Here is an 18,473-nt window from a genome sequence, read left to right on the forward strand (position 1 = left end):
CCGCTACCGAGATGCAAGGCGCGCCATGGTGCGCTTCCTCGCGGATGCCTATCGGAGCCCGCAAATCCTGCTCGATACGCGGGAACGGCTGGAGGCCCAAGCGGATGATCCGGCCGCCCGCCCCTTCACCCGCGAGGACGCTCGCGCGTCAGTAGCGGCTTTGGATGCATTCCGGGCGGGGCTGAACGAGTTCGGCTTCGGCGGCTTGCGCTTTGAGGCTCCTCCGAGCGGCCTCAGTCCGCTGGATATCGAGGCCGTTGCGGTGACGGTGTCACTCGATCTCGTCGTCCGGGCAACGGACCGACGGCGTGGTGATCTTGTCGGCGGTGTCCTTTTCAGACTCTCCAAAGGTTCGGACGGCGAAACCGACGCGGCTGCCGCACGACGGCGGGAGGTCGGAATGTATGCGGCGACACTGGTTCACATGGCCTGCGCTGAGCAGCTATCGGGCTTCGGGGCGCCATCGCCGTCTCACTGCTTTTCGGTCGACGTTCAACGGCGGGAGCGCCATCGGGCATCCAGCCAGTACCTCACCAGAGAGGCGAACCTCCGGGCCGCGTGTCGCAGCATTCGTCGTGCATGGAATGACGCGACGCCCCCTCCTGGTGCTTAGCCATCTCGGGCCGGTGCGAACAGTTTCGCAACAACGATGCGTTGCTTCGTCCACTCGGATGGAACTTCGACACGCATCAAATGCAGACTGAGCGGTAGCCCACCGTTCAGCATCTCCTCGACGATGTCCGGCGCCAGCAGGGTGAGTTGAAGCAGGCGCCCGAGGTAGCCGCGGTCAATCTTCTCGGCGGCCGCCATGTCGGTGACAGACCCGTAGACCCCATTATCGAGCATCCGCTGATACCGGAACGCACGTGCCAGCGCCTTCACCAGCGCGGGATCGGCCCGCGTCGTGACTGGCGCCACGCCGTCGGTCATCGGTGTCACGACGGTCTTCCTGCCGGGCTGGTGTCGGATGGCCAACGGCACCCGGACCGTGATGCTCGTCGCGGTGGTCATGCTGCCGGTCTCAGGGCATCGGGCGCGATGGCCCCGAGGTCGCGGACCAGGCCGCCAAGCCCGTCCAGCCGCAGCCAAATGTCCGCCCCGGCCGGCCCGACCACCACCCGCTCCACCAGCGACCGCACGATCCGCGCCTGCTCCGCCGGAAACAGATGCTCCCAAAGCGGGTCGAGCCGGTGCAGTGCGTCGTGGGTTTCGGCCTCAGTCAGGTCCGGCGCCTCCCGACGCGCCGCGCGCCACGTGCCGACCACGATCTCGGGCTGCCGCAGCAGCGCGCGGACCTGGTCCACCACCGCCGCCTCGATCTCCGCAGCCGACACCCGCCGCACGATGCTGGCGTCGCCGTCGGCGTCCCCCTTCAGTACCCGCTGCGCCACATAGTAGCGGTAGAGGCGCCCATTCTTCCGAGCGTGCGTCGGCGACAGCGCCCGGCCATCGACCCCAAAGATCAGCCCCTTTAGCAGCGCCGGCGTCTGCGCCCGGTTCTGGTTGGCGCGCACCCGCGGGCTGACCTGGAGGACGGCATGCGCCCGATCCCAGAGTTCCCGCGGCACGATGCCCTGGTGCTCGCCGGGATAGACCTGCCCCTTGTGCGCGGCCTCGCCGACATAGGTCCGGTTGTTCAGAAGCTTGTAGACGTCACCCTTATCCAGCGGCCGACCCACCTTGCTGGTGAGGCCCTCCTCACGAACGCGCTTTACTGTCTCCATGCCCGACCCGGTTTCGGCGAAGATCTCGAACACGCGACGCACGCGCGGTGCCTCGTCCTCGTTCACCACCAGCTTCCTGGCCACGACGTCGTAGCCGAGCGGCACCTTGCCCCCCATCCACATGCCGCGGGCGCGGGAGGCGGCGAATTTATCCCGAATTCGCTCGCCGATGACCTCTCTTTCGAACTGGGCGAAGCTCAGCAGGATGTTCAGCGTCAGCCGACCCATGCTGGTCGTCGTGTTGAAGCTCTGCGTCACGGACACGAACGTCACGCCATGCGCGTCCATCACCTCCACCAGCTTGGCGAAGTCCATCAGCGAGCGGGACAGCCGGTCGATCTTGTAGACCACGATCACGTCGACCAGATCGGCCTGAATGTCGCGCAGCAGGCGCTGCAGCGCGGGTCGCTCCAGCGTGCCGCCGGAGAACCCGCCATCGTCGTAGCGGTCCCGGACCAGCACCCACCCTTCGGCACGCTGGCTCGTGATGTACGCCTCGCAGGCGTCGCGCTGCGCATCGAGCGTGTTAAACTCCTTCTCCAGCCCTTCGTCGGTGGATTTGCGCGTGTAGACGGCGCAGCGCAGCTTCTTGGTCGTCGCCGGCATGACCGGCTCGACGCGAGTGCGGCGGGTCATGCGTCACCCCGTGCGCGCAGCCCGAAGAACGTCCAGCCGTTCCAGCGCGTGCCGGTGATGTGGCGCGCGATGGCGGACAGGGACTGGTAGGGCCGCCCTTCGAATTCGAAGTCGTTGATGCGCACCGTGACCACATGCTGCACGCCCTGCCATTCGCGGAGCAGGCGCGTGCCGGCCAGCGGCCGGCTGTCGGCACGAATACGGCGCAGGACGACGTTGCCGCCATCCAATTGCTCGCCCAGCGCCACCAGCCGCTCGACGGTCTCGGGCTTCAGCCCGCCATAGGCCAGTTCCTGGATGCGATAGGCCAGCCGGCTCTGGATATAGGCCCGATTCCAGGGCGGCGGCTCCTTGCCGAACAATTCCCGCCACTGCTGCTTCAGCGTGGCGGTGGGCGCCGCTTGCAGCGCAGCGAGCCGCGAAAGTACTTGCGTCGGCGGGATCTCCGGGATGGTGGGCGCCGGCGCGGGCGCGGCGGATGATCGTCTGGTCATGCGGGTCCCTTCCTGTTGGGGTTCGCATGCAGGCGCTGCCTGGCGGTGGAGTGTAGGGGAACCTCTCCCGCCCCCCGAGCTATCTCCTCATCCCTCGCACCATCCTCGGCAGCGCGGCTGCGCAGCCGCACCAGGCCAGCGGCCAGGATGGCGCAGACCTCGCGGAGGTGCGGCGGGAGGTGGAGGTTGGTGGGGTTGAGCGCGGAGCGTGTCACCCTCTCCCATTACTCACTGAACCGGCAATCCGTATCACGCTGGAGACGCAGATTGGATTCGACTTTCACCCGCTCTGGTTGATAGAACGGAGAGTGAACTGCAGCCAGGCCGTTACGTAATGAGCAAGGACGATTTCCAGCGCTTCGCCAGCCTGCGGTTCCTTCGAACCGTCGAGCCTGGTCTCCTGCGCGCCTTCTTTGATCGTTATGGCATTACGCCGGAACGGCTCGACTTGTCGCTGCTGGAAACGTCACCCGATCAGGGACGGACGGCGGTGAACGCCTATCTCCTCCAGACGCCCAAGGAGGAAATTCCGGAAAGTCTGACGGCGGACCTGCACCGAATCGAGCGCCTCGGGAAGCCGGTCGGCCAGGAAGCCCTCCTGCAGGAGGCCCGGCGCCGCGGCGTCGAACTGGTGCCGCCCGCCCTCCTGGCGAAGACCGGCACGCGCAGCCTCGCCCTCCGCGCCTTCATCCACCAACCAGAGGTCTTTGAGGACGCCGAGAACGGCCTGGCCTTTCTCCAGCCGCAGGCGGTCATGGAATTTGTGGCGCCGGAGGAGGGCATTCCGGCCGATCTCAGCGATGGTCGTCTGCGCACTCTCGAGGCGCATGCCCGCGCGATCTTCCAGGCCGAGCTCCGCGATGAGTTCTGCGAAGCGCTCGCGTATCACGATGGAGATGACGTGAAGGTCTCCATCCGCCATGGCGCTGTACTGACGATCACCGAGGTTCTGGAAGGCCGGCTCAAGCGGATACGCAGCTTCCGGGAGATTGACAACGCCGTCCTGGCCTATTCTGCCATGGACGGTCGCCTGCGGATTTGGGGCTGCAGCAAGGCCAGCCGGACCGCCCTGGCCAAGGCCTTCGCAGAAGTCATCCTCGATAGCCCGGGTCTGTTCAGCGCGGCAGCGTCGCGGCGTCTCTACACGTTGCAGGCCGTCGAGCGGGCTGGGGCTGCATTCCAGTTCCGGCACGGGCACGACGCCGGCATTGCCGGAATCCAGATCTATGAAGCGCAGGCCAACAAGGTGGCGGTTGGCAAGGGTGGCCGCGAAAAGGTCATGCGCTCGCTGATCGCGCGTGAGGCCGATGGCAATGCGTTGCAGGTGCTGCACGAAACCCGCCCGGAGATCAGCTTCCAGTCCGGCAGCTGGCGTCTCGCCCACCTGATCTTCAAGATCACGCTAAAGGTGGAAGGCCCGCGGCCTCCCGTTATCACCGTCAAGATCAAGCCCAGCGACATGCTGAGCTTTCCGAGAGAACGCCACCAGCGGCGCGTCATGACGCTGCTCGCCATGAACGAGATGCTGTGTGAACGAGAGCCTGCCCGTACTGCTCTTGCGGCAGAGTGAAGGCGGCGATCCGGCCTATCTGCTGGGCGTCCCCGACCTCTCGCCTGCTGCTGCCAGCGCTTTCCAGCAGTTGCTGGCGCTCGGCGTGGTCCTGCATCGAAGAGTGCTCGACACCTGGGATCCCTGTGCCACCTGCAGTTGCGGCGCGGAGGAGCGCCGCGTCCGATGGATCGACAGCGCACCATTCGCCATTTGCCCCCTCTCCCGCGAGGACGACGAGGCCCTCGATCCAGGCGACCTTCAGCTTTTCCAGATCTCGCTGTCCCGCTTGACCGAATTGGTGGGTCGTGCCGCCGCGCTGGATGACCGGCCTGAACAGGTCGCGCCTTGCCTTTGGCGTTTGGGGCGCCTGGCGGGCGGCCGGGTGCTGCTGCTGGCGACTTCATCCTCGGCTGTGCGCGGCGCTGGCGTCTTCGATCGGCTGAAGGCCTTGGACAGATCGGCGCACATGACGCTGATCGCCAACATGAAATCGGCCGTCGACACCGCCGCGCTCGCGGAGCGCGGCATCGATGTCGTGCCCCCCGACGAAGCGTTCATGCCGAGCGAGCCGACCAGGCCGGTGCGGGTGGATCTGAACCGGCTGCTGATGGTCACGGTTACGTCCGACCCCGACGTGCTCGAGGTGAGTCCGCTGGCGTTCACCTCTGCGTATGGCGGCCGGGCACTGCAGTTGGAACCACGAGACGCTCGGGTACTGAACATCCTGGCCCGCGAAGCCGATGATGGCGGATCCCTGGCGACCCGGGACGATCTGTATCGCGCGCTCGTGGGCAGGGACGATGCCGATGCACCAGTTGGCGACGAGCAGCTGGAGAAGTCCGTCAGCCGCATCCGTGGCGCCCTCTGCGATGCGAGGGGCATGCCTCGTGCCGAGGGAAAGCGGCTGATCGCCGCAGTCCGAGGCCACGGATATCGCCTTGTAACACCGACCATCCGGGTTCTGATCAGGTAGGCGCCAGCCGCCGAGAGGAAGCCGAGAGGTTTCGGGAGGAAGCCGAGAGGCCCGCCCCGGCCATCGGCGCGAAGGTCCGCCATCGCAACACGATGGATGGACCCACCCATGGCCCAATCGCCTCGCCTTCCCGATCTCACCCCGATTCATTGCCTGGCCGCGAAGGAGGCGAAGCGCCTCTGCCGCACCCTGCATCTGCCCGACCACGAGCGGGAGGATCTGCGCCAGGACCTCCTGCTGGATTTTCTGGCGCGGCTGCCAGCGTTCGATCCGAGCAAAGCTGACCTCCCGGCCTTCGCCATGGTGTGCTTTCGCCATGCCGGGACCCGCATCGCTCGCCGCGTCACGGCTGAGCGCGCCGCCCGCCATCCCCGCTCCCTCGACGATGCGCTGCCGAACACCGAGGGGCTGACGCTCGGCGACACCATCGGCGAGGCCGATGGCTACGCCGCGTGGTGCGGTCAATCCACGGATGCCATCGCCGCGCTGGAGCGCCGCCTCGACTTGGAGCGCGCGGCCAGCGCGATTGCCCCCGAGGACTATCCCCTCTGTGCCGCCCTCAGCGAGCACACGCCGCACGAATTCGGCGAGCAGAAGACGATGCCGCGCATGCGCATCTATCGCCGCATCCGGGAAACGCGCCTGCGGCTGCTCGCCGCCGGCATCCCCTCTGCCGCCTGATACGGATTTCGAGGTGGCTGAGTAATAGTGGTCATGGAAAAACCCATCCCCGACATCCGCGCAGTGGCGAAGCCTCTCACTGAGGCGTCGCTCTGCACCTGGCTGGGCGCCGCGGCACCTGGCGACAGCATCACCTACCACCGCGGCGCACTCGCCCGGCAGGTCTGCCCGCAGTTGCAGTGCCTGCCCGAAGACGAGCGCACCGCGCTGCAGCGCCTGGCGGCCCGCGCCTGGAAACTGGCTGAGCTCGGCCTGGCCGACATCGTGCAGCGCCGCCACGGCTACGAGGACTACGCCTACATCCTCGTCGCCCGCCGCCGCCCGCGCCGCGCTGCCTCCGCCATCCTGCCGATGCTGCTCGCGGAGGCCGCGTGATGGACGCGCTCCGCACCAATCGCCCCACCCTCGACGCGCTGCGCCACATGCCGGTGAGCGACGTCATCGCGCTCCCCGCCGAGCATCTGGCGCTGCTGCAGACCGATGCGCGCGAGGCGCTGGATGCCGCCAAGCGCATGCAGGACTGGATCGAGGCCGCGATCGCGCTCCGCTACGAGCAGCGCGCCGTCGGCGCCCGTGCCGCGGCCGGCAAGGACACGGGCACGGTCCGCTTCCAGGACGGCACCGTGGAGATCGCAGTCGATCTGCCGAAGAAGGTGGAATGGGACCAGACGCGTCTCGCCGCGCTGTCCGAGCAGATCCGCGCTGGCGGCGAGGATCCCGGCCAGTATGTCGAGGTCACCTTCAAGGTCTCGGAGCGGGCCTACACCGCTTGGCCGGAGCGCATCCGCCAGGCCTTCGAGCCGGCCCGCACGGTTCGCACCGGCCGCGCCACATATCGCCTCGCCATCATGTCCGAGACGGCGCTGCGCGACAGCCCGCATGGCGCCGCCGTCATCCCGCTGCGGGGAGGCCACTGATGGCGCTGCGCATTATCACCGCCGACGAGCGGCAGGCCGAGGAGCGCGGCGTCAAGGCCGCCATTCTTGGCAAGCCCGGCATGGGCAAGACCTGGCTTCTGAACACGACCTGCGCCGTGACCACTCTCTTCATGGATCTCGAGGCGGGTGATCTCGCCGTGCAGGGCTGGCGGGGCGCTTCGATCCGCCCGCGGACTTGGGAGGAATGCCGCGACTTGGCGCTGTTCCTGGCCGGCCCGAACCCCGCCCTGCGCGACGACCAGCCCTATTCCGCGGCCCAGCATGCGCGGGTGGTCCGCGAATACGGTGATCCGGCGCGCTTGGACCACTACGTCACGCTGTTCATCGACAGCATCACCGTTGCCGGCAGGCTCTGCTTCCAGTGGTGCCGCGGCCAGCCCGAGGCCTTCGCGGAGCGCACCGGAAAGCCAGACGTGCGCGGCGCCTATGGGCTGCATGGGCGCGAGATGATCGCCTGGCTCACGCATCTGCAGCACGCCCGCGGCCGCAACGTGATCTTCGTCGGCATCCTCGATGAAAAGCTCGACGACTTCAATCGTCGCGTCTTCAGCCTGCAGATCGAGGGCAGCAAAACCAGCCTCGAACTGCCCGGCATCGTCGATGAGGTGCTGACGCTGGCGGAGATCAAGGACCAGGGCGGGCAGCCGTTCCGCGCGCTGGTCTGCCAGACGCTGAACCCCTGGGGCTATCCGGCGAAGGACCGCAGCGGCCGGCTTGACCTGCTGGAGCCACCGGACCTGGGCCGCCTTTTCGCGAAGATCCGCGGCACCGCAGCACCCCCCGCGGCGGCACCCGCGCTGCCGGCCTCGCTCGTCACCGCCGCCACCGACACCCCCACCACCTGACCCGAGGAGAAGCATCATGGCTACCTGGAACGACTACAACGACGCCCAGTCCAACCCGAACCTGCTTCCCAAGGGGACGCTCGCTAAGGTCCGCCTCACCATCCGCCCCGGCGGCTTCGACGATCCGAGCCAGGGCTGGACCGGTGGCTACGCCACGCGCGGCAGCACCGGCGCCGTCTATCTCAATGGCGAGTTCACCGTGGTGGAGGGGTCCTACGCGAAGCGGAAGATCTTCACGCTGATCGGGCTCTACAGCCCGAAGGGGCCGGAATGGGCGGGGATGGGCCGCAGCTTCCTGCGTGGGATGCTGAACTCCGCCCGCGGCATCTCCGACAAGGATGTCTCGCCCCAGGCGCAGGCCGCGCGCCGCATCGGCGGCTTCGCGGATCTCGACGGCCTTGAGTTCGTGGCGAAGATCGAGCACGGCACGGATGCGGGCGGCGAGACCAAGAACGAAATCCGCATGGCGGTGACGCCGGACCATCGGGACTACGCCCAGGTGATGGGGCGGCAGGTGGCGCCGGCGGGTTATGCGCCGCCCGCCGCACCGGCCATCCACCAGGGCGCCTTCCCGGCCGCTGCGCCGCAGCCCACCGCTGGGGCCGATCCTCGCCCGGCCTGGGCGCGCTGAGGGAGGCGCGCACCAGCATGATGCTCCGCCCCCGCCAGAAGCTCTTCGTCGAGCGCAGCCTTCGTGCGCTCGGTCAGCACGGCAACACCCTCGGCGTCGCACCGACCGGCGCCGGCAAAACGATCATGCTGTCGGCGGCGGTGGGCGAGCATATCGGCAGCAGCGCCGCCAAGGCTGCCGTCCTCGCCCATCGGGATGAGCTCACGGCGCAGAACCTGGCGAAGTTCCGCCGCGTAAACCCGGGCGTCTCCACCTCGGTGGTGGATGCCGGCGAGAAGTCCTGGGGCGGCCAGGTCACCTTCGCCATGGTGCCGACCCTGACCCGCCAGGCGAACCTCGAGGCGATGCCGGCGCTGGACCTGCTGGTGATCGACGAGGCACATCACGCCGTCGCCGACAGCTATCGCCGGATCATCGATCGCGCCCTCAACCGCAACCCAGACTGCCGGATCTATGGCGTCACTGCCACGCCGAACCGCGGCGACAAGGTCGGGCTGCGGCAGGTCTTCTCCAACGTCGCCGACCAGATCCGGCTCGGCGAGCTGATCGCCTCCGGCCACCTGGTGCCGCCGCGCACCTTCATCATCGATGTCGGTGTGCAGGACGAGCTGCGGGCGGTGCGCCGCAGCGGTGATGACTTCGACATGGGCGAGGTCGCCCGTGTCATGGACACGGTGCCGGTCACGGACGCCGTGGTGAAGCACTGGCAGGAGAAGGCCGGCGGTCGCCAGACGGTGGCCTTCTGCTCGACGGTCGCCCACGCCGAGCATGTCGCCGCCGCCTTCAACACTGCCGGCGTCCCTACCGTCATGGTCACCGGTGACATGCCGGAGGGGGAGCGACGCTCCGTCCTCGCGGCTTACGCAAGGGGCGAGGCGCGCATCGTCGTCAATGTCGCGGTGCTGACCGAGGGCTGGGACCACCCGCCAACCTCCTGCGTCGTGCTGCTGCGGCCGAGCTCCTTCAAATGCACCATGATCCAGATGGTCGGCCGCGGACTGCGCACCGTCGATCCGGTTGAGCATCCCGGCATCGTCAAGCGCGACTGCATCGTGCTCGACTTCGGCACTTCCTCGCAGATTCACGGCTGCCTGGAGCAGGACGTCGATCTCGACAGCCAGCCCGGCGAAGGTGAGCCGCCCACAAAGACCTGCCCCTCCTGCGAGGCCGAAGTGCCGATCGCAGTGATGGAGTGCCCCATCTGCGGCCACGCCTTCGAGCCCCGCGGGCGCGAGACGGCGCCGCTTACCGACTTCATCATGACGGAGATCGATCTTCTCCGGCGCTCCGCCTTCCAGTGGTGCGACCTGTTCGGCGATGACGCGGCGCTGCTGGCGAATGGCTTCAACGGCTGGGCGGGCATCTTCTTCCTGAACGGGGCCTGGCACGCGGTCGGCGGCGCCAAGGAGGAGCGGCCGCGCCTGCTGTCCATCGGGGAGCGGCTGGTGGCGCTGGCCGCGGCGGACGACTGGCTGAACGCCTACGAGACGGACGAGAGCGCCCATAAGAGCCGGCGCTGGCTGCGCGAGCCGCCGACCGAGCGCCAGCTGATCCACCTGCCGCCCGAGGCACGCGCTGATCTCAGCATGACCCGCTACCAGGCATCAGCGCTGCTGACCTTCAAGTTCAACAAGCAGTTGATCCGCAGCCTGGTGCGCAACGCCCAGCCCGCCGCGCTAGGCCAGGCCGCATGACCGGCCATGCGAAATCCCGTCCCGCCCTGCGCCATCTGCCGCCGCTCCACGCGCGGCTTTGGCTGGTTCGATCCGACACGGCGTCGGCCGCCACGCCCCACCGCTTCCTTCTGCAGCATGGCCTGCCAGGCGCTGTGGACCACCCTTGCCGCGAGGAGCGCGCCCGCCGTGGTTGATCTCACTGAACAGGAACAGGCCGCCATCCGCGCCACCATGCGCCCACTCGGCGAATGCCTGGGGGAGATCGGTTGGCAGACGCGGCTGATCGACCTGACCGAGCCGCAGGTGCTGACGCTGATCGAGGTGGCCGTCGGCGGCTTTCAGGGCGCGATGCAGGAAGCTGCCCGGCAGGCGAATGCCCCCCACCGACCGCTCACCGCCGCGGACGCGCCCTATTGATGCTGGACCTCAACAGTCGCAGCCAGACGTCGGGGCACGTCAACGCCGCCATCGACGCCGCGCTGGTCGCCACCAACGCGGCCACACCGCCGCGCAGCTACCTGGGCGGCTCCCGCTTGGGCCACGCCTGCGAGCGGGCGCTGCAATTCGAGTTCGTGAAGGCCCCGAAGGATGAGGGCGCCGATTTCGACGGACGGCTGCTGCGCATCTTCGGGATTGGGCACGCGCTGGAGGATGTGGCCGTCGCCTGGCTGCGCGCCGCCGGCTTCGACCTCTACACCCGCCGTGGCGGTAGCGAGCATGGCGAGCAGTTCGGCTTCTCCGTCGCCGGCGGGCGAATCCGCGGCCATGTCGATGGCGTCTTCGCTGGCGGCCCGACCATCCCCGGCATGGCGTTCCCAGCGCTGTGGGAATGCAAGACCATGAACGCGAAGTCCTGGCGCGAGACATCCAGCAAGGGCGTGGCGGTCAGCAAGCCGATCTACGCGGCGCAGATCGCCGTCTATCAGGCCTACATGGATGCAATCGTGCCGGGGGTGGCGGACAACGCGGCGCTGTTCACCGCCATCAACAAGGACACCGCCGAGCTGCACCACGAGCTAGTGCCGTTCAACGCTGAGCTGGCGCAGCGCATGTCGGACCGCGGTGTCCGCATCCTGGCTGCGACCGACGCGGGCGACCTGCTCCCGCGGATCGCGGCCCAGCCCGATCATTTCGAGTGCCGCTTCTGTCCCTGGGCCAAGCGCTGCTGGGCACAGCCTGCATGAACGCATGGGGCGACTTCAACGATGCGGCGCCGCTGGCGGATGATGGCGCGACCGATATTCCCGCCAGCGGGAATGTCGAGATGGATCGACTTCCCGCCGATGGGAAGTCGATGCCGCACGCTGGCGGACACGTCGCGCCGGACATCGAGCAGATCGCCGCCTTCCTCGATGTGGTCTTCGGCTATTGCGATGGGCTGATCCCGGTCCGCGGCTTCGTCGACCAGGGCCAGGGGCTCGACACCAAGCCGCATAACATCTGGATGTCGGCCGATCGGCACGCCGCCGCATCCCTCAGCGCCTATGCCGCCTGGGCCGCGCGCGAGGGCAGCGCCGTCTATGTCATCCCCGGCACTGTCGCCGAGCAGGGCCAAGCCCGCGCCGAGCATGTGCTGCAAATGCAGACCGTGGTGGTGGACCTCGACGCCGGCGACATCGCCGCCAAGCTGGCGCACCTCGTCCATCACCTTGGCGCGCCCACCCTCCTGGTTGAAAGCGGCGGCCGCACCGCCGAGGGGGCCGCCAAGCTCCATGCCTGGTGGCGGCTCAGCGAGCCGGCCGAGGGTAAGGATCTGGCGCGGGTCTGCGCGCTGCGGGGCGAGATCGCCGAGAAGGTCGGTGGCGACCTGCACTTCCGATCGGCCCACCAGCCGATCCGGGTGCCCGGCACGGTCCACCAGAAGCATGGCGTCCAGCGCCGCGTCACCATCCGGGAGCACCACCCCAGAGTCGAGTTGGAGCTGCCCGACTTCGCCGCGGCGGTCGCCGCCATGCCCACCTTGCCGGGTCTGGAGGCGCCCACCGCCGCCGCTGGTGCCAATCGGCCAGGACTCGATGCCGTCCTCACCACCCCAGTGCGGGAAGGCGCTCAGGACGCCTGGACCCGCTTCCAGGGCGCCAGCGCCGCGATCGGCCACTTCGTCCGCATGGTCCACGAGGGGCGCATGACCGGGGACGAGGGCTGGGAGGCCATCTGCCAGTACAACGCCGCGTGCCTTCGCCCGGTCTGGCCGCTGGACCGCCTCAAGGTCGAGGCTGACAGCATCTGGGCGCTGCATGTCGACCGCAACGGGCCACCCCTTCTTCGTGCCGCCGCGGCCTCACCCAGCGCCATCCCCGCGCAGACGCTCGGCGCGCTGCTCGACGACACCTCTCCGATGCCCGACGACCTCATCGGGCCGCGCCTGCTGACCCCGGGTGGAATGCTGGTCCTCGGCGGCGCGCCGAAGGTTGGCAAATCCGACTTCCTGATCAGCCTGCTGGTGCACGCCGCGGCCGGTGCGCCATTCCTGCGCTTCACGGCCCCGCGCCCGCTGCGGGTGTTCTATCTCCAGGCCGAGATCCAGTACCACTACCTGCGCGAGCGGCTGCAGCAGCTCCGGCTCGACGCCGCGATCGTGGCCCGCGCCCGCGACACCCTCGTCGTCACCCCCAAGCTGCGCATGTTGCTCGACGACCAGGGCGTACCCCTCGTGGCCGCGGCCATCCGTGCCGCATTCCCCGACGCGCCGCCCGACATCATCTGCATCGACCCGATCCGGAACCTGTTCGACGGCGGGCCCGCAGGCGAAGGCGAGAACGACAACGCCGCGATGATGTTCTTCCTGCAGAGCCGGGTCGAGGCGCTGCGCGACATGGTCGCCCCCGAGGCCGGCATCATCCTCGCCCACCACACGAAGAAGCTCAGCAAGCAGCAGGTCAAGGACGATCCCTTCCTGTCGCTCTCCGGCGCCAGCGCACTGCGTGGCTACTACACCTCGGGCGCTATCCTGTTTCGCCCCGACGAGGAACAGACCGAACGCGAGCTGCATGTCGAGCTGCGCAACGGGCCCGGCCTGGAGCCCATGCTGGTCGATAAACGTGGTGGCGCCTGGGTCGAGCTCGATCGGACCGGCCAGCGCCTGGTGCGGAAGGACATCGGCGGCAAGCTCGATGCCGAGCGCAGCCGGCGCCACGACGTCATCCTGCAAATCATCGCCAACGAGGCCCGCGAGGGGAAGGTCTTCACTGGCAGCGCCTTCGCCGCGCAGTTCGAGAACACACACGGCCTGGGCGGTGACGACACCATCGCCCGCCGCATCAACGTCCTCGCCAACAAGGGCTACATCAAGTTCATCCGCGACGCGCCCGAGCTCGGCATTCCGGTGAGCAAATCCACCAAGGGCTACCTCCTGGTGCAGGACATGCTCTTCGGGACGGACGGCGAGACGGTCGATCCCGAGACCGGCGAAATCACCCGCACCCTCGTCCCGCTGCTGCCGACGCACTTCCAATCGGAGACCAACAACGCGGTTTTGCCCGTCGAGAATCCGGAAATCTGGGTGCTGAATGACCCGGAGGCTCAGGCATGAGGCGCTCCTTCGATACGAGATCGCACTGTGCGGAACTTGCTGCGGAACTTCCATGTTCCGCAAGTTCCGCAAGCCTGCGGAACATACCTGCGGAACTTGAATCATCCAGCGATCTCAGTGGGTTGACCAAGTTCCGCAAGTTCCGCAGCGAGGCTTTGCGGAACTTGCTTGCGGAACTTCAGAATAATTCACGGAATCAATGGCTTAGGCAAGTTCCGCAAGTTCCGCAAAATGCCTCCCCCCTACGGGGGGTGTGCGTGCGCGTCCAAAAGACGCGCGCACACCACACCCGGGGACGCCTGGTTCGGGTCCGGGGACCACCCCCAATGAGGCCACATCCCTCCAAGCCGGGCAGCGACGGCGAGCTCCGCCAAGAACCGCGCCGTCGCCGCCCTCACCAGGACGATCCCCTCTCGGAGACCATCATGGCATTTGCGACTCTCACCATGCCCGCCGCGCATGCAAGCGGCCCGCCCATCGCCCTCCCGCCCGCGAACAGCCTGGCGCACCACGCCGTGCTTGCCCTGGATCTGGGAACCACCACCGGCTGGGCACTGCGTCGCCAGGACGGTGGCATCACCTCGGGCACCATGACATTCCGCCCCAGCCGCTTCGAAGGCGGCGGGATGCGCTTCCTGCGCTTCCGCGGATGGCTGGCCGAGATCGCCGGTCTGTCCGGCGGTGTGGCGCGGATCGTATTCGAGGAAGTGCGCGCCCATGCCGGCACCGACGCGGCTCACATCTACGGCGGCTTCCTCGGCACGCTGACCGCCTGGTGCGAGGAACGCGAGGTCCCCTACGAGGGCGTACCCGTCGCCACGATCAAGCGCTTCGCCACCGGCAAGGGCAATGCCGACAAGGCGAAGATGGTTGCGGCAATCCAGGCCCGCGGCTTCGCGCCGGCCGACGACAACGAGGCGGATGCCATCGCCCTGCTGCTCTGGGCGACCGATCCCACCGGAGGCCGCGCATGAGCATGCACGGCGCACCACTCCCGCCTCGGTCCTGCCTCGACCGCGGAACGCGTAGCCCGACCAACGACAGCGAGGTCAACGCCATGCGCGCTGCCGCCTGGCATCGCCATGGCGTCGTGGCTCTGCCCATCGCCGAGATCACGGACGACTGGCTGCGTCAGGCCATCACCAACGAAGCCAACCGGCGCTGGGGGCGTCGCAACGGGGAGAACCACCATGGCCGGTAAGCGCAAGACCAAGCCGGCGAAGCCGTATCACGACGATCTGGCGAAGCCGTCGAAGTGGCGGCTGCAGCATGGTGGCTTCTCAGAACCGATCCGCGAGGCGGATCCCGAGACCGGCAGTCCGGTCCAGCATCGCCGCGCTGTGGACACGCTGGGCATGATGCTGGCCAGTGGCAGCATCACGCCGCAGATGCACGAAGCGGGTGAGATCTTCCGCGGGTTGTTCCGCGCCGCCTGCTTCGACAGCATGTCGACGTCGCAGCTCCTACGCATCCATGGCTCGCGCGTCGATACGCTCTCCACCATGCAGGTCGAGGCCCGGCGCCGTGTTGCGGCGGCGTTGGATCTGCTCGGTGGGCACGAAAGCCCCTGCGGCTCCTGCGCATGGTTCGTCGTCGGCCTGGAGTTCTCGGTGCGCGAATGGTCGATGCGCCAGGGCTGGGCAGGACGGACGATGCATGGCCCTGTCGGCCAGGGCATCCTGGTCGGCACGCTCGGTACGCTGGCCATGCACTTCGGCCTGATGCCGCGGGCTAAGGCAGCGTGATGCAGCGTGGCCGGGGCGCTCTGCATCGCCTCGGTCACGCTGTTACAATTGACCCCATGGCGGCACCGAAATCGATAAGGGTAGAGTCAGGACACGTAGAGAAGGTGCGAGAGCGCCGCGGCTGAGCAGCCACGCTGCGGCTCAATCGAGACAGTGGCTTTCGAGCCGCAGGGTCCTTCCTGGCCCCGCTGTATGCGGGGGGCGGAAGCGCGCAACATTCCTAGCGCCAGGCTGTTTTTCCAGGTTGCCACGGCGCCGCGTTGCCAGCCTCGTCAGGCGGCACCTTTCACCACCACCATCAATTCCAGCAGGTGCGCATGCCCCAGGCCCCATGGTCTGCGAGCGCCGTCGAGGCGCGCGCGGTCGCCTCGCTGCTGCCCTATGCCGGCAATGCGCGCACGCATTCCGCCGAACAGGTGGCGCAGATCGCGGCCAGCATTCTCGAGTTCGGCTTCGTGGCGCCGGTGCTCGTCGACGAGCGCGGCGAGGTCATCGCCGGCCATGGCCGGCTGCAGGCCGCCAAATCCCTGGGCCTGGAGACTGTTCCCACCATCACTCGCGCCGGCCTGACCGAGGCGCAGAAGGCTGCGTACCGCCTGGCGGACAATCGCATCGCCCTGAACGCCGGGTGGGACGAGGCGCTGCTCGCCGCCGAGGTGGCGAAGCTGCAGGAGATGGGCGGCCTCGATCTGGCGCTCACCGGTTTCGATGCCGGTGAGCTCGATCGGCTGCTGGCCGGCATGGAGCCGGTGGCAACGGACCCTGGCAACGGGACCCTTGCCAGCCCGGCCGTTGCCAGCGCCGACGCCCCTGGCAACGAGGCGCCGGCGGACGATCCCGCGGACGCCGAACCGGAGCTGTCGCGCGTTGCCGTCACCCGCCCGGGCGATCTCTGGCTGCTCGGCGACCATCGCCTGCTCTGCGGCGACAGCACCGACGCCACCACCGTAGCGCGCGTGATGGGCGACGACCGCGCCGCACTGCTGTTCACCTCGCCGCCCTATGGAAACCAGCGCGACTACACCACCGGTGGCGGCACGGATTGGGATGCGCTTATGCAGGGCGTCTTCCAGCATCTCGACGTGGCGATGCGGCCGGACGGCCAGGTGCTGGTGAACCTCGGCCTGATCCACCGCGACAGCGAATGGATCCCGTATTGGTCGGGCTGGCTCGACTGGATGCGCGCCCGCGGTTGGCGCCGCTTCGGCCTCTACACCTGGGACCAGGGCCCCGGCTTGCCCGGGGACTGGAACGGTCGCCTCGCGCCGGCCTTCGAGTTTGTCTTCCACTTCAACCGCCAGGCCCGACAGGCGAATAAGATCGTCCCCTGCAAATGGGCTGGGACGCCGAACAAGGGAAGCGGGCTGCGCGCCGCAGATGGGACCATCTCGGAATACCAGCATGCCGGGCTGCCGGTGCAGGACTTCCGGATCCCGGACAACGTGCTGCGCCTCACCCGCCACAAGGGCCGCGGCATCGAGACGGAGCACCCCGCGGTGTTCCCGGTGGTGCTGCCGGAATTCCTGATGCGCACCTACACCGACGAGGGCGACGTCGGCTTCGAGCCCTTCGGCGGCTCCGGCACCACGATCCTGGCGGGCCAGCGCACCGGGCGCCGTGTGTGCGCCATCGAGCTGGCGTCCGCCTATGTCGACTTGGCGATCGCCCGCTGGCGGATGCTGCACCCCGACCTGCCGGTCACGCTGTCCGATGACGGCCGCGATTACGATGCTGTCGCCGCGGCACGGATGGAGGTCACTGCCGATGCGGCCTGACCTTCAGATGGAGATGATGCCGGTGGCATCGCTCGCGGCCTACGCCGCCAATGCGCGCATGCACCCCACCGAGCAGGTGGCGCAGCTGGCAGCCTCTATCGCCGAGTTCGGCTTCAACGTGCCGGTGCTGGTGGATGATGCCGGCGTGCTGATCGCGGGCCATGGTCGCGTCCTGGCGGCCAAGGCCCTCGGGCTCGACGCGGTGCCCGCCATCCGGCTCGGCCATCTGAGCGAGGCGCAGGCGCGGGCCTTCCGGCTGGCAGACAACCAACTGGCGCTGAACTCGACCTGGGATGAGAGCCTGCTCGCCGCGGAACTGAATGAGCTGCGCGCCGACGAATTCGACCTCGGTGTCATCGGCTTTGACCAGGCTGTGCTGGATCGACTGCTGGCGGACGCCGCCGGCGACGAGGCGGGGGGCGCCGCCGGTGATCCCGATGCGCCGGCGCCCGAGCCACCAACCATCCCCGTCACACGCCCCGGTGATCTCTGGCAGCTGGGGCCGCATCGGCTGCTGTGCGGCGATGCCACCTCCGCCGCCGATGTCACGCGCGTACTGGACGGTGCGTCACCGCATCTGATGATCACCGACCCGCCCTATGGCGTGAACTATGATCCGGAGTGGCGGAACGAGGCCGGGGTGTCGGCCACCATGCGCACCGGCAAGGTGGCAAATGACGATCGCGCCGACTGGCGCCAGGCCTGGGCGCTGTTCCCCGGTGATGTCGCTTATGTCTGGCACGCTGGCGTGCACAGCCGCACGGTGATCGAGAGCCTCGAAGCTTCCGGCTTCGTGATCCGCAGCCAGATCGTCTGGGCGAAGTCGCGATTCGTTCTGGGGCGCGGCGATTATCATTGGCAGCACGAGCCCTGCCTCTATGCGGTCCGCAAGGGCGCGACCGGCCACTGGCAGGGCGCGCGGGACCAGGCGACCCTATGGGCCATCTCGAATGGTGGTGACGAGGACGCCGCCACGGTGCACGGCACGCAGAAGCCGGTGGAGTGCATGCGCCGGCCGATCATCAACAACAGCGCCGCCGGCGAGGGGATCTACGATCCCTTCCTCGGCAGCGGCACCACGCTGATCGCCGCCGAGACGACGGGGCGGGTCTGCCACACGGTGGATATCGATCCCCGCTATGTCGATGTGGCGATCCAACGTTGGCAGAACCTCACAGGCAAGGCGGCGATGCTCGCGGGTGAGGATCGGGTATTCCGGGATGTGGCCGCAGCGCGTGGGGTGCAGGGGAACGCGCAGGGCGTCGCCTGAT

20 protein-coding genes are annotated in these 18,473 nt (G+C 68.2%); 17 read left to right on the forward strand and 3 right to left on the reverse strand.

Translation table 11 applies throughout. The features are described 5' to 3' along the window. Nucleotides 1–25 precede the first annotated feature (25 nt). Nucleotides 26–613 carry a hypothetical protein gene (locus R9Z33_RS16355; RefSeq protein ID WP_296740214.1) on the forward strand — a complete coding sequence of 196 codons (588 nt, stop codon included), beginning with the start codon at nucleotides 26–28 and terminating at the stop codon, nucleotides 611–613. Here the strand turns inward: R9Z33_RS16355 and R9Z33_RS16360 are convergent. From R9Z33_RS16360 to R9Z33_RS16370, 3 genes are read right to left on the reverse strand one after another with little or no spacing between them, the layout of a single operon-like run. Beyond that, complete coding sequence (locus tag R9Z33_RS16360; RefSeq protein WP_296740215.1) at nucleotides 610–1,011, reverse strand: hypothetical protein; 402 nt, start codon at nucleotides 1,009–1,011, stop codon at nucleotides 610–612. The two genes, R9Z33_RS16355 and R9Z33_RS16360, sit on opposite strands and share 4 nt — an antisense overlap. Then, nucleotides 1,008–2,360 carry a recombinase family protein gene (locus R9Z33_RS16365; protein ID WP_296740217.1) on the reverse strand — a complete coding sequence of 451 codons (1,353 nt, stop codon included), beginning with the start codon at nucleotides 2,358–2,360 and terminating at the stop codon, nucleotides 1,008–1,010. The genes R9Z33_RS16360 and R9Z33_RS16365 overlap by 4 nt, the downstream gene beginning before the upstream one ends. Next, a complete protein-coding gene (locus tag R9Z33_RS16370; protein WP_296740219.1) occupies nucleotides 2,357–2,854 on the reverse strand; it encodes a DUF2924 domain-containing protein in 498 nt (165 codons plus the stop codon). The genes R9Z33_RS16365 and R9Z33_RS16370 overlap by 4 nt, the downstream gene beginning before the upstream one ends. Nucleotides 2,855–3,188: 334 nt before the next feature. On the opposite strand from R9Z33_RS16370, the gene R9Z33_RS16375 reads away from it, so the two are divergent. From R9Z33_RS16375 to R9Z33_RS16450, 16 genes are all read left to right on the forward strand, one after another. Further along, nucleotides 3,189–4,424: a hypothetical protein gene (locus tag R9Z33_RS16375; protein WP_296740221.1), complete on the forward strand. Its 1,236-nt coding sequence runs from the start codon at nucleotides 3,189–3,191 to the stop codon at nucleotides 4,422–4,424. Beyond that, nucleotides 4,384–5,379 (forward strand): winged helix-turn-helix domain-containing protein, encoded by a 996-nt coding sequence (locus R9Z33_RS16380; protein WP_296740222.1) that lies wholly within the window; start codon nucleotides 4,384–4,386, stop codon nucleotides 5,377–5,379. The genes R9Z33_RS16375 and R9Z33_RS16380 overlap by 41 nt, the downstream gene beginning before the upstream one ends. A 96-nt stretch (nucleotides 5,380–5,475) precedes the next feature. Next, the gene (locus R9Z33_RS16385; RefSeq protein WP_318647642.1) at nucleotides 5,476–6,060 is read left to right on the forward strand and encodes a hypothetical protein; all 585 of its coding nucleotides are present in this window, start codon (nucleotides 5,476–5,478) and stop codon (nucleotides 6,058–6,060) included. Nucleotides 6,061–6,093: 33 nt separating this feature from the next. Next, the gene (locus tag R9Z33_RS16390; protein WP_296740226.1) at nucleotides 6,094–6,435 is read left to right on the forward strand and encodes a hypothetical protein; all 342 of its coding nucleotides are present in this window, start codon (nucleotides 6,094–6,096) and stop codon (nucleotides 6,433–6,435) included. Beyond that, on the forward strand, nucleotides 6,435–6,977 hold the full coding sequence (locus R9Z33_RS16395; RefSeq protein ID WP_296740227.1) for a hypothetical protein: 543 nt from the start codon (nucleotides 6,435–6,437) through the stop codon (nucleotides 6,975–6,977). The genes R9Z33_RS16390 and R9Z33_RS16395 overlap by 1 nt, the downstream gene beginning before the upstream one ends. Then, the gene (locus R9Z33_RS16400) at nucleotides 6,977–7,843 is read left to right on the forward strand and encodes an ATP-binding protein (protein ID WP_296740229.1); all 867 of its coding nucleotides are present in this window, start codon (nucleotides 6,977–6,979) and stop codon (nucleotides 7,841–7,843) included. The genes R9Z33_RS16395 and R9Z33_RS16400 overlap by 1 nt, the downstream gene beginning before the upstream one ends. A 16-nt stretch (nucleotides 7,844–7,859) precedes the next feature. After that, nucleotides 7,860–8,474 carry a hypothetical protein gene (locus R9Z33_RS16405; RefSeq protein ID WP_318647643.1) on the forward strand — a complete coding sequence of 205 codons (615 nt, stop codon included), beginning with the start codon at nucleotides 7,860–7,862 and terminating at the stop codon, nucleotides 8,472–8,474. A 17-nt stretch (nucleotides 8,475–8,491) separates the two neighbouring features. Next, nucleotides 8,492–10,168, forward strand: coding sequence for a DEAD/DEAH box helicase (locus R9Z33_RS16410; RefSeq protein ID WP_318647644.1), 1,677 nt, complete (start codon nucleotides 8,492–8,494; stop codon nucleotides 10,166–10,168). 168 nt (nucleotides 10,169–10,336) lie between these two features. Further along, nucleotides 10,337–10,567 carry a DUF6511 domain-containing protein gene (locus R9Z33_RS16415; RefSeq protein WP_296740234.1) on the forward strand — a complete coding sequence of 77 codons (231 nt, stop codon included), beginning with the start codon at nucleotides 10,337–10,339 and terminating at the stop codon, nucleotides 10,565–10,567. After that, a complete protein-coding gene (locus tag R9Z33_RS16420; RefSeq protein ID WP_318647645.1) occupies nucleotides 10,567–11,334 on the forward strand; it encodes a hypothetical protein in 768 nt (255 codons plus the stop codon). Before R9Z33_RS16415 ends, R9Z33_RS16420 begins: the two co-directional genes overlap by 1 nt. Further along, the gene (locus R9Z33_RS16425) at nucleotides 11,331–13,682 is read left to right on the forward strand and encodes an AAA family ATPase (protein WP_318647646.1); all 2,352 of its coding nucleotides are present in this window, start codon (nucleotides 11,331–11,333) and stop codon (nucleotides 13,680–13,682) included. Before R9Z33_RS16420 ends, R9Z33_RS16425 begins: the two co-directional genes overlap by 4 nt. 446 nt (nucleotides 13,683–14,128) lie before the next feature. Next, a complete protein-coding gene (locus R9Z33_RS16430) occupies nucleotides 14,129–14,656 on the forward strand; it encodes a crossover junction endodeoxyribonuclease RuvC (protein WP_318647647.1) in 528 nt (175 codons plus the stop codon). Next, nucleotides 14,653–14,883: a hypothetical protein gene (locus R9Z33_RS16435; RefSeq protein ID WP_318647648.1), complete on the forward strand. Its 231-nt coding sequence runs from the start codon at nucleotides 14,653–14,655 to the stop codon at nucleotides 14,881–14,883. Before R9Z33_RS16430 ends, R9Z33_RS16435 begins: the two co-directional genes overlap by 4 nt. Beyond that, complete coding sequence (locus tag R9Z33_RS16440; protein WP_318647649.1) at nucleotides 14,873–15,427, forward strand: hypothetical protein; 555 nt, start codon at nucleotides 14,873–14,875, stop codon at nucleotides 15,425–15,427. Before R9Z33_RS16435 ends, R9Z33_RS16440 begins: the two co-directional genes overlap by 11 nt. 317 nt (nucleotides 15,428–15,744) lie before the next feature. Further along, a complete protein-coding gene (locus R9Z33_RS16445) occupies nucleotides 15,745–17,202 on the forward strand; it encodes a site-specific DNA-methyltransferase (protein ID WP_318647650.1) in 1,458 nt (485 codons plus the stop codon). Next, nucleotides 17,192–18,472, forward strand: a complete 1,281-nt coding sequence (locus R9Z33_RS16450; protein WP_318647651.1) for a site-specific DNA-methyltransferase — start codon at nucleotides 17,192–17,194, stop codon at nucleotides 18,470–18,472. The genes R9Z33_RS16445 and R9Z33_RS16450 overlap by 11 nt, the downstream gene beginning before the upstream one ends. Nucleotide 18,473 lies beyond the last annotated feature (1 nt).

Source organism: Sediminicoccus rosea (genome assembly GCF_033547095.1).
Lineage (GTDB): Bacteria > Pseudomonadota > Alphaproteobacteria > Acetobacterales > Acetobacteraceae > Roseococcus > Roseococcus rosea.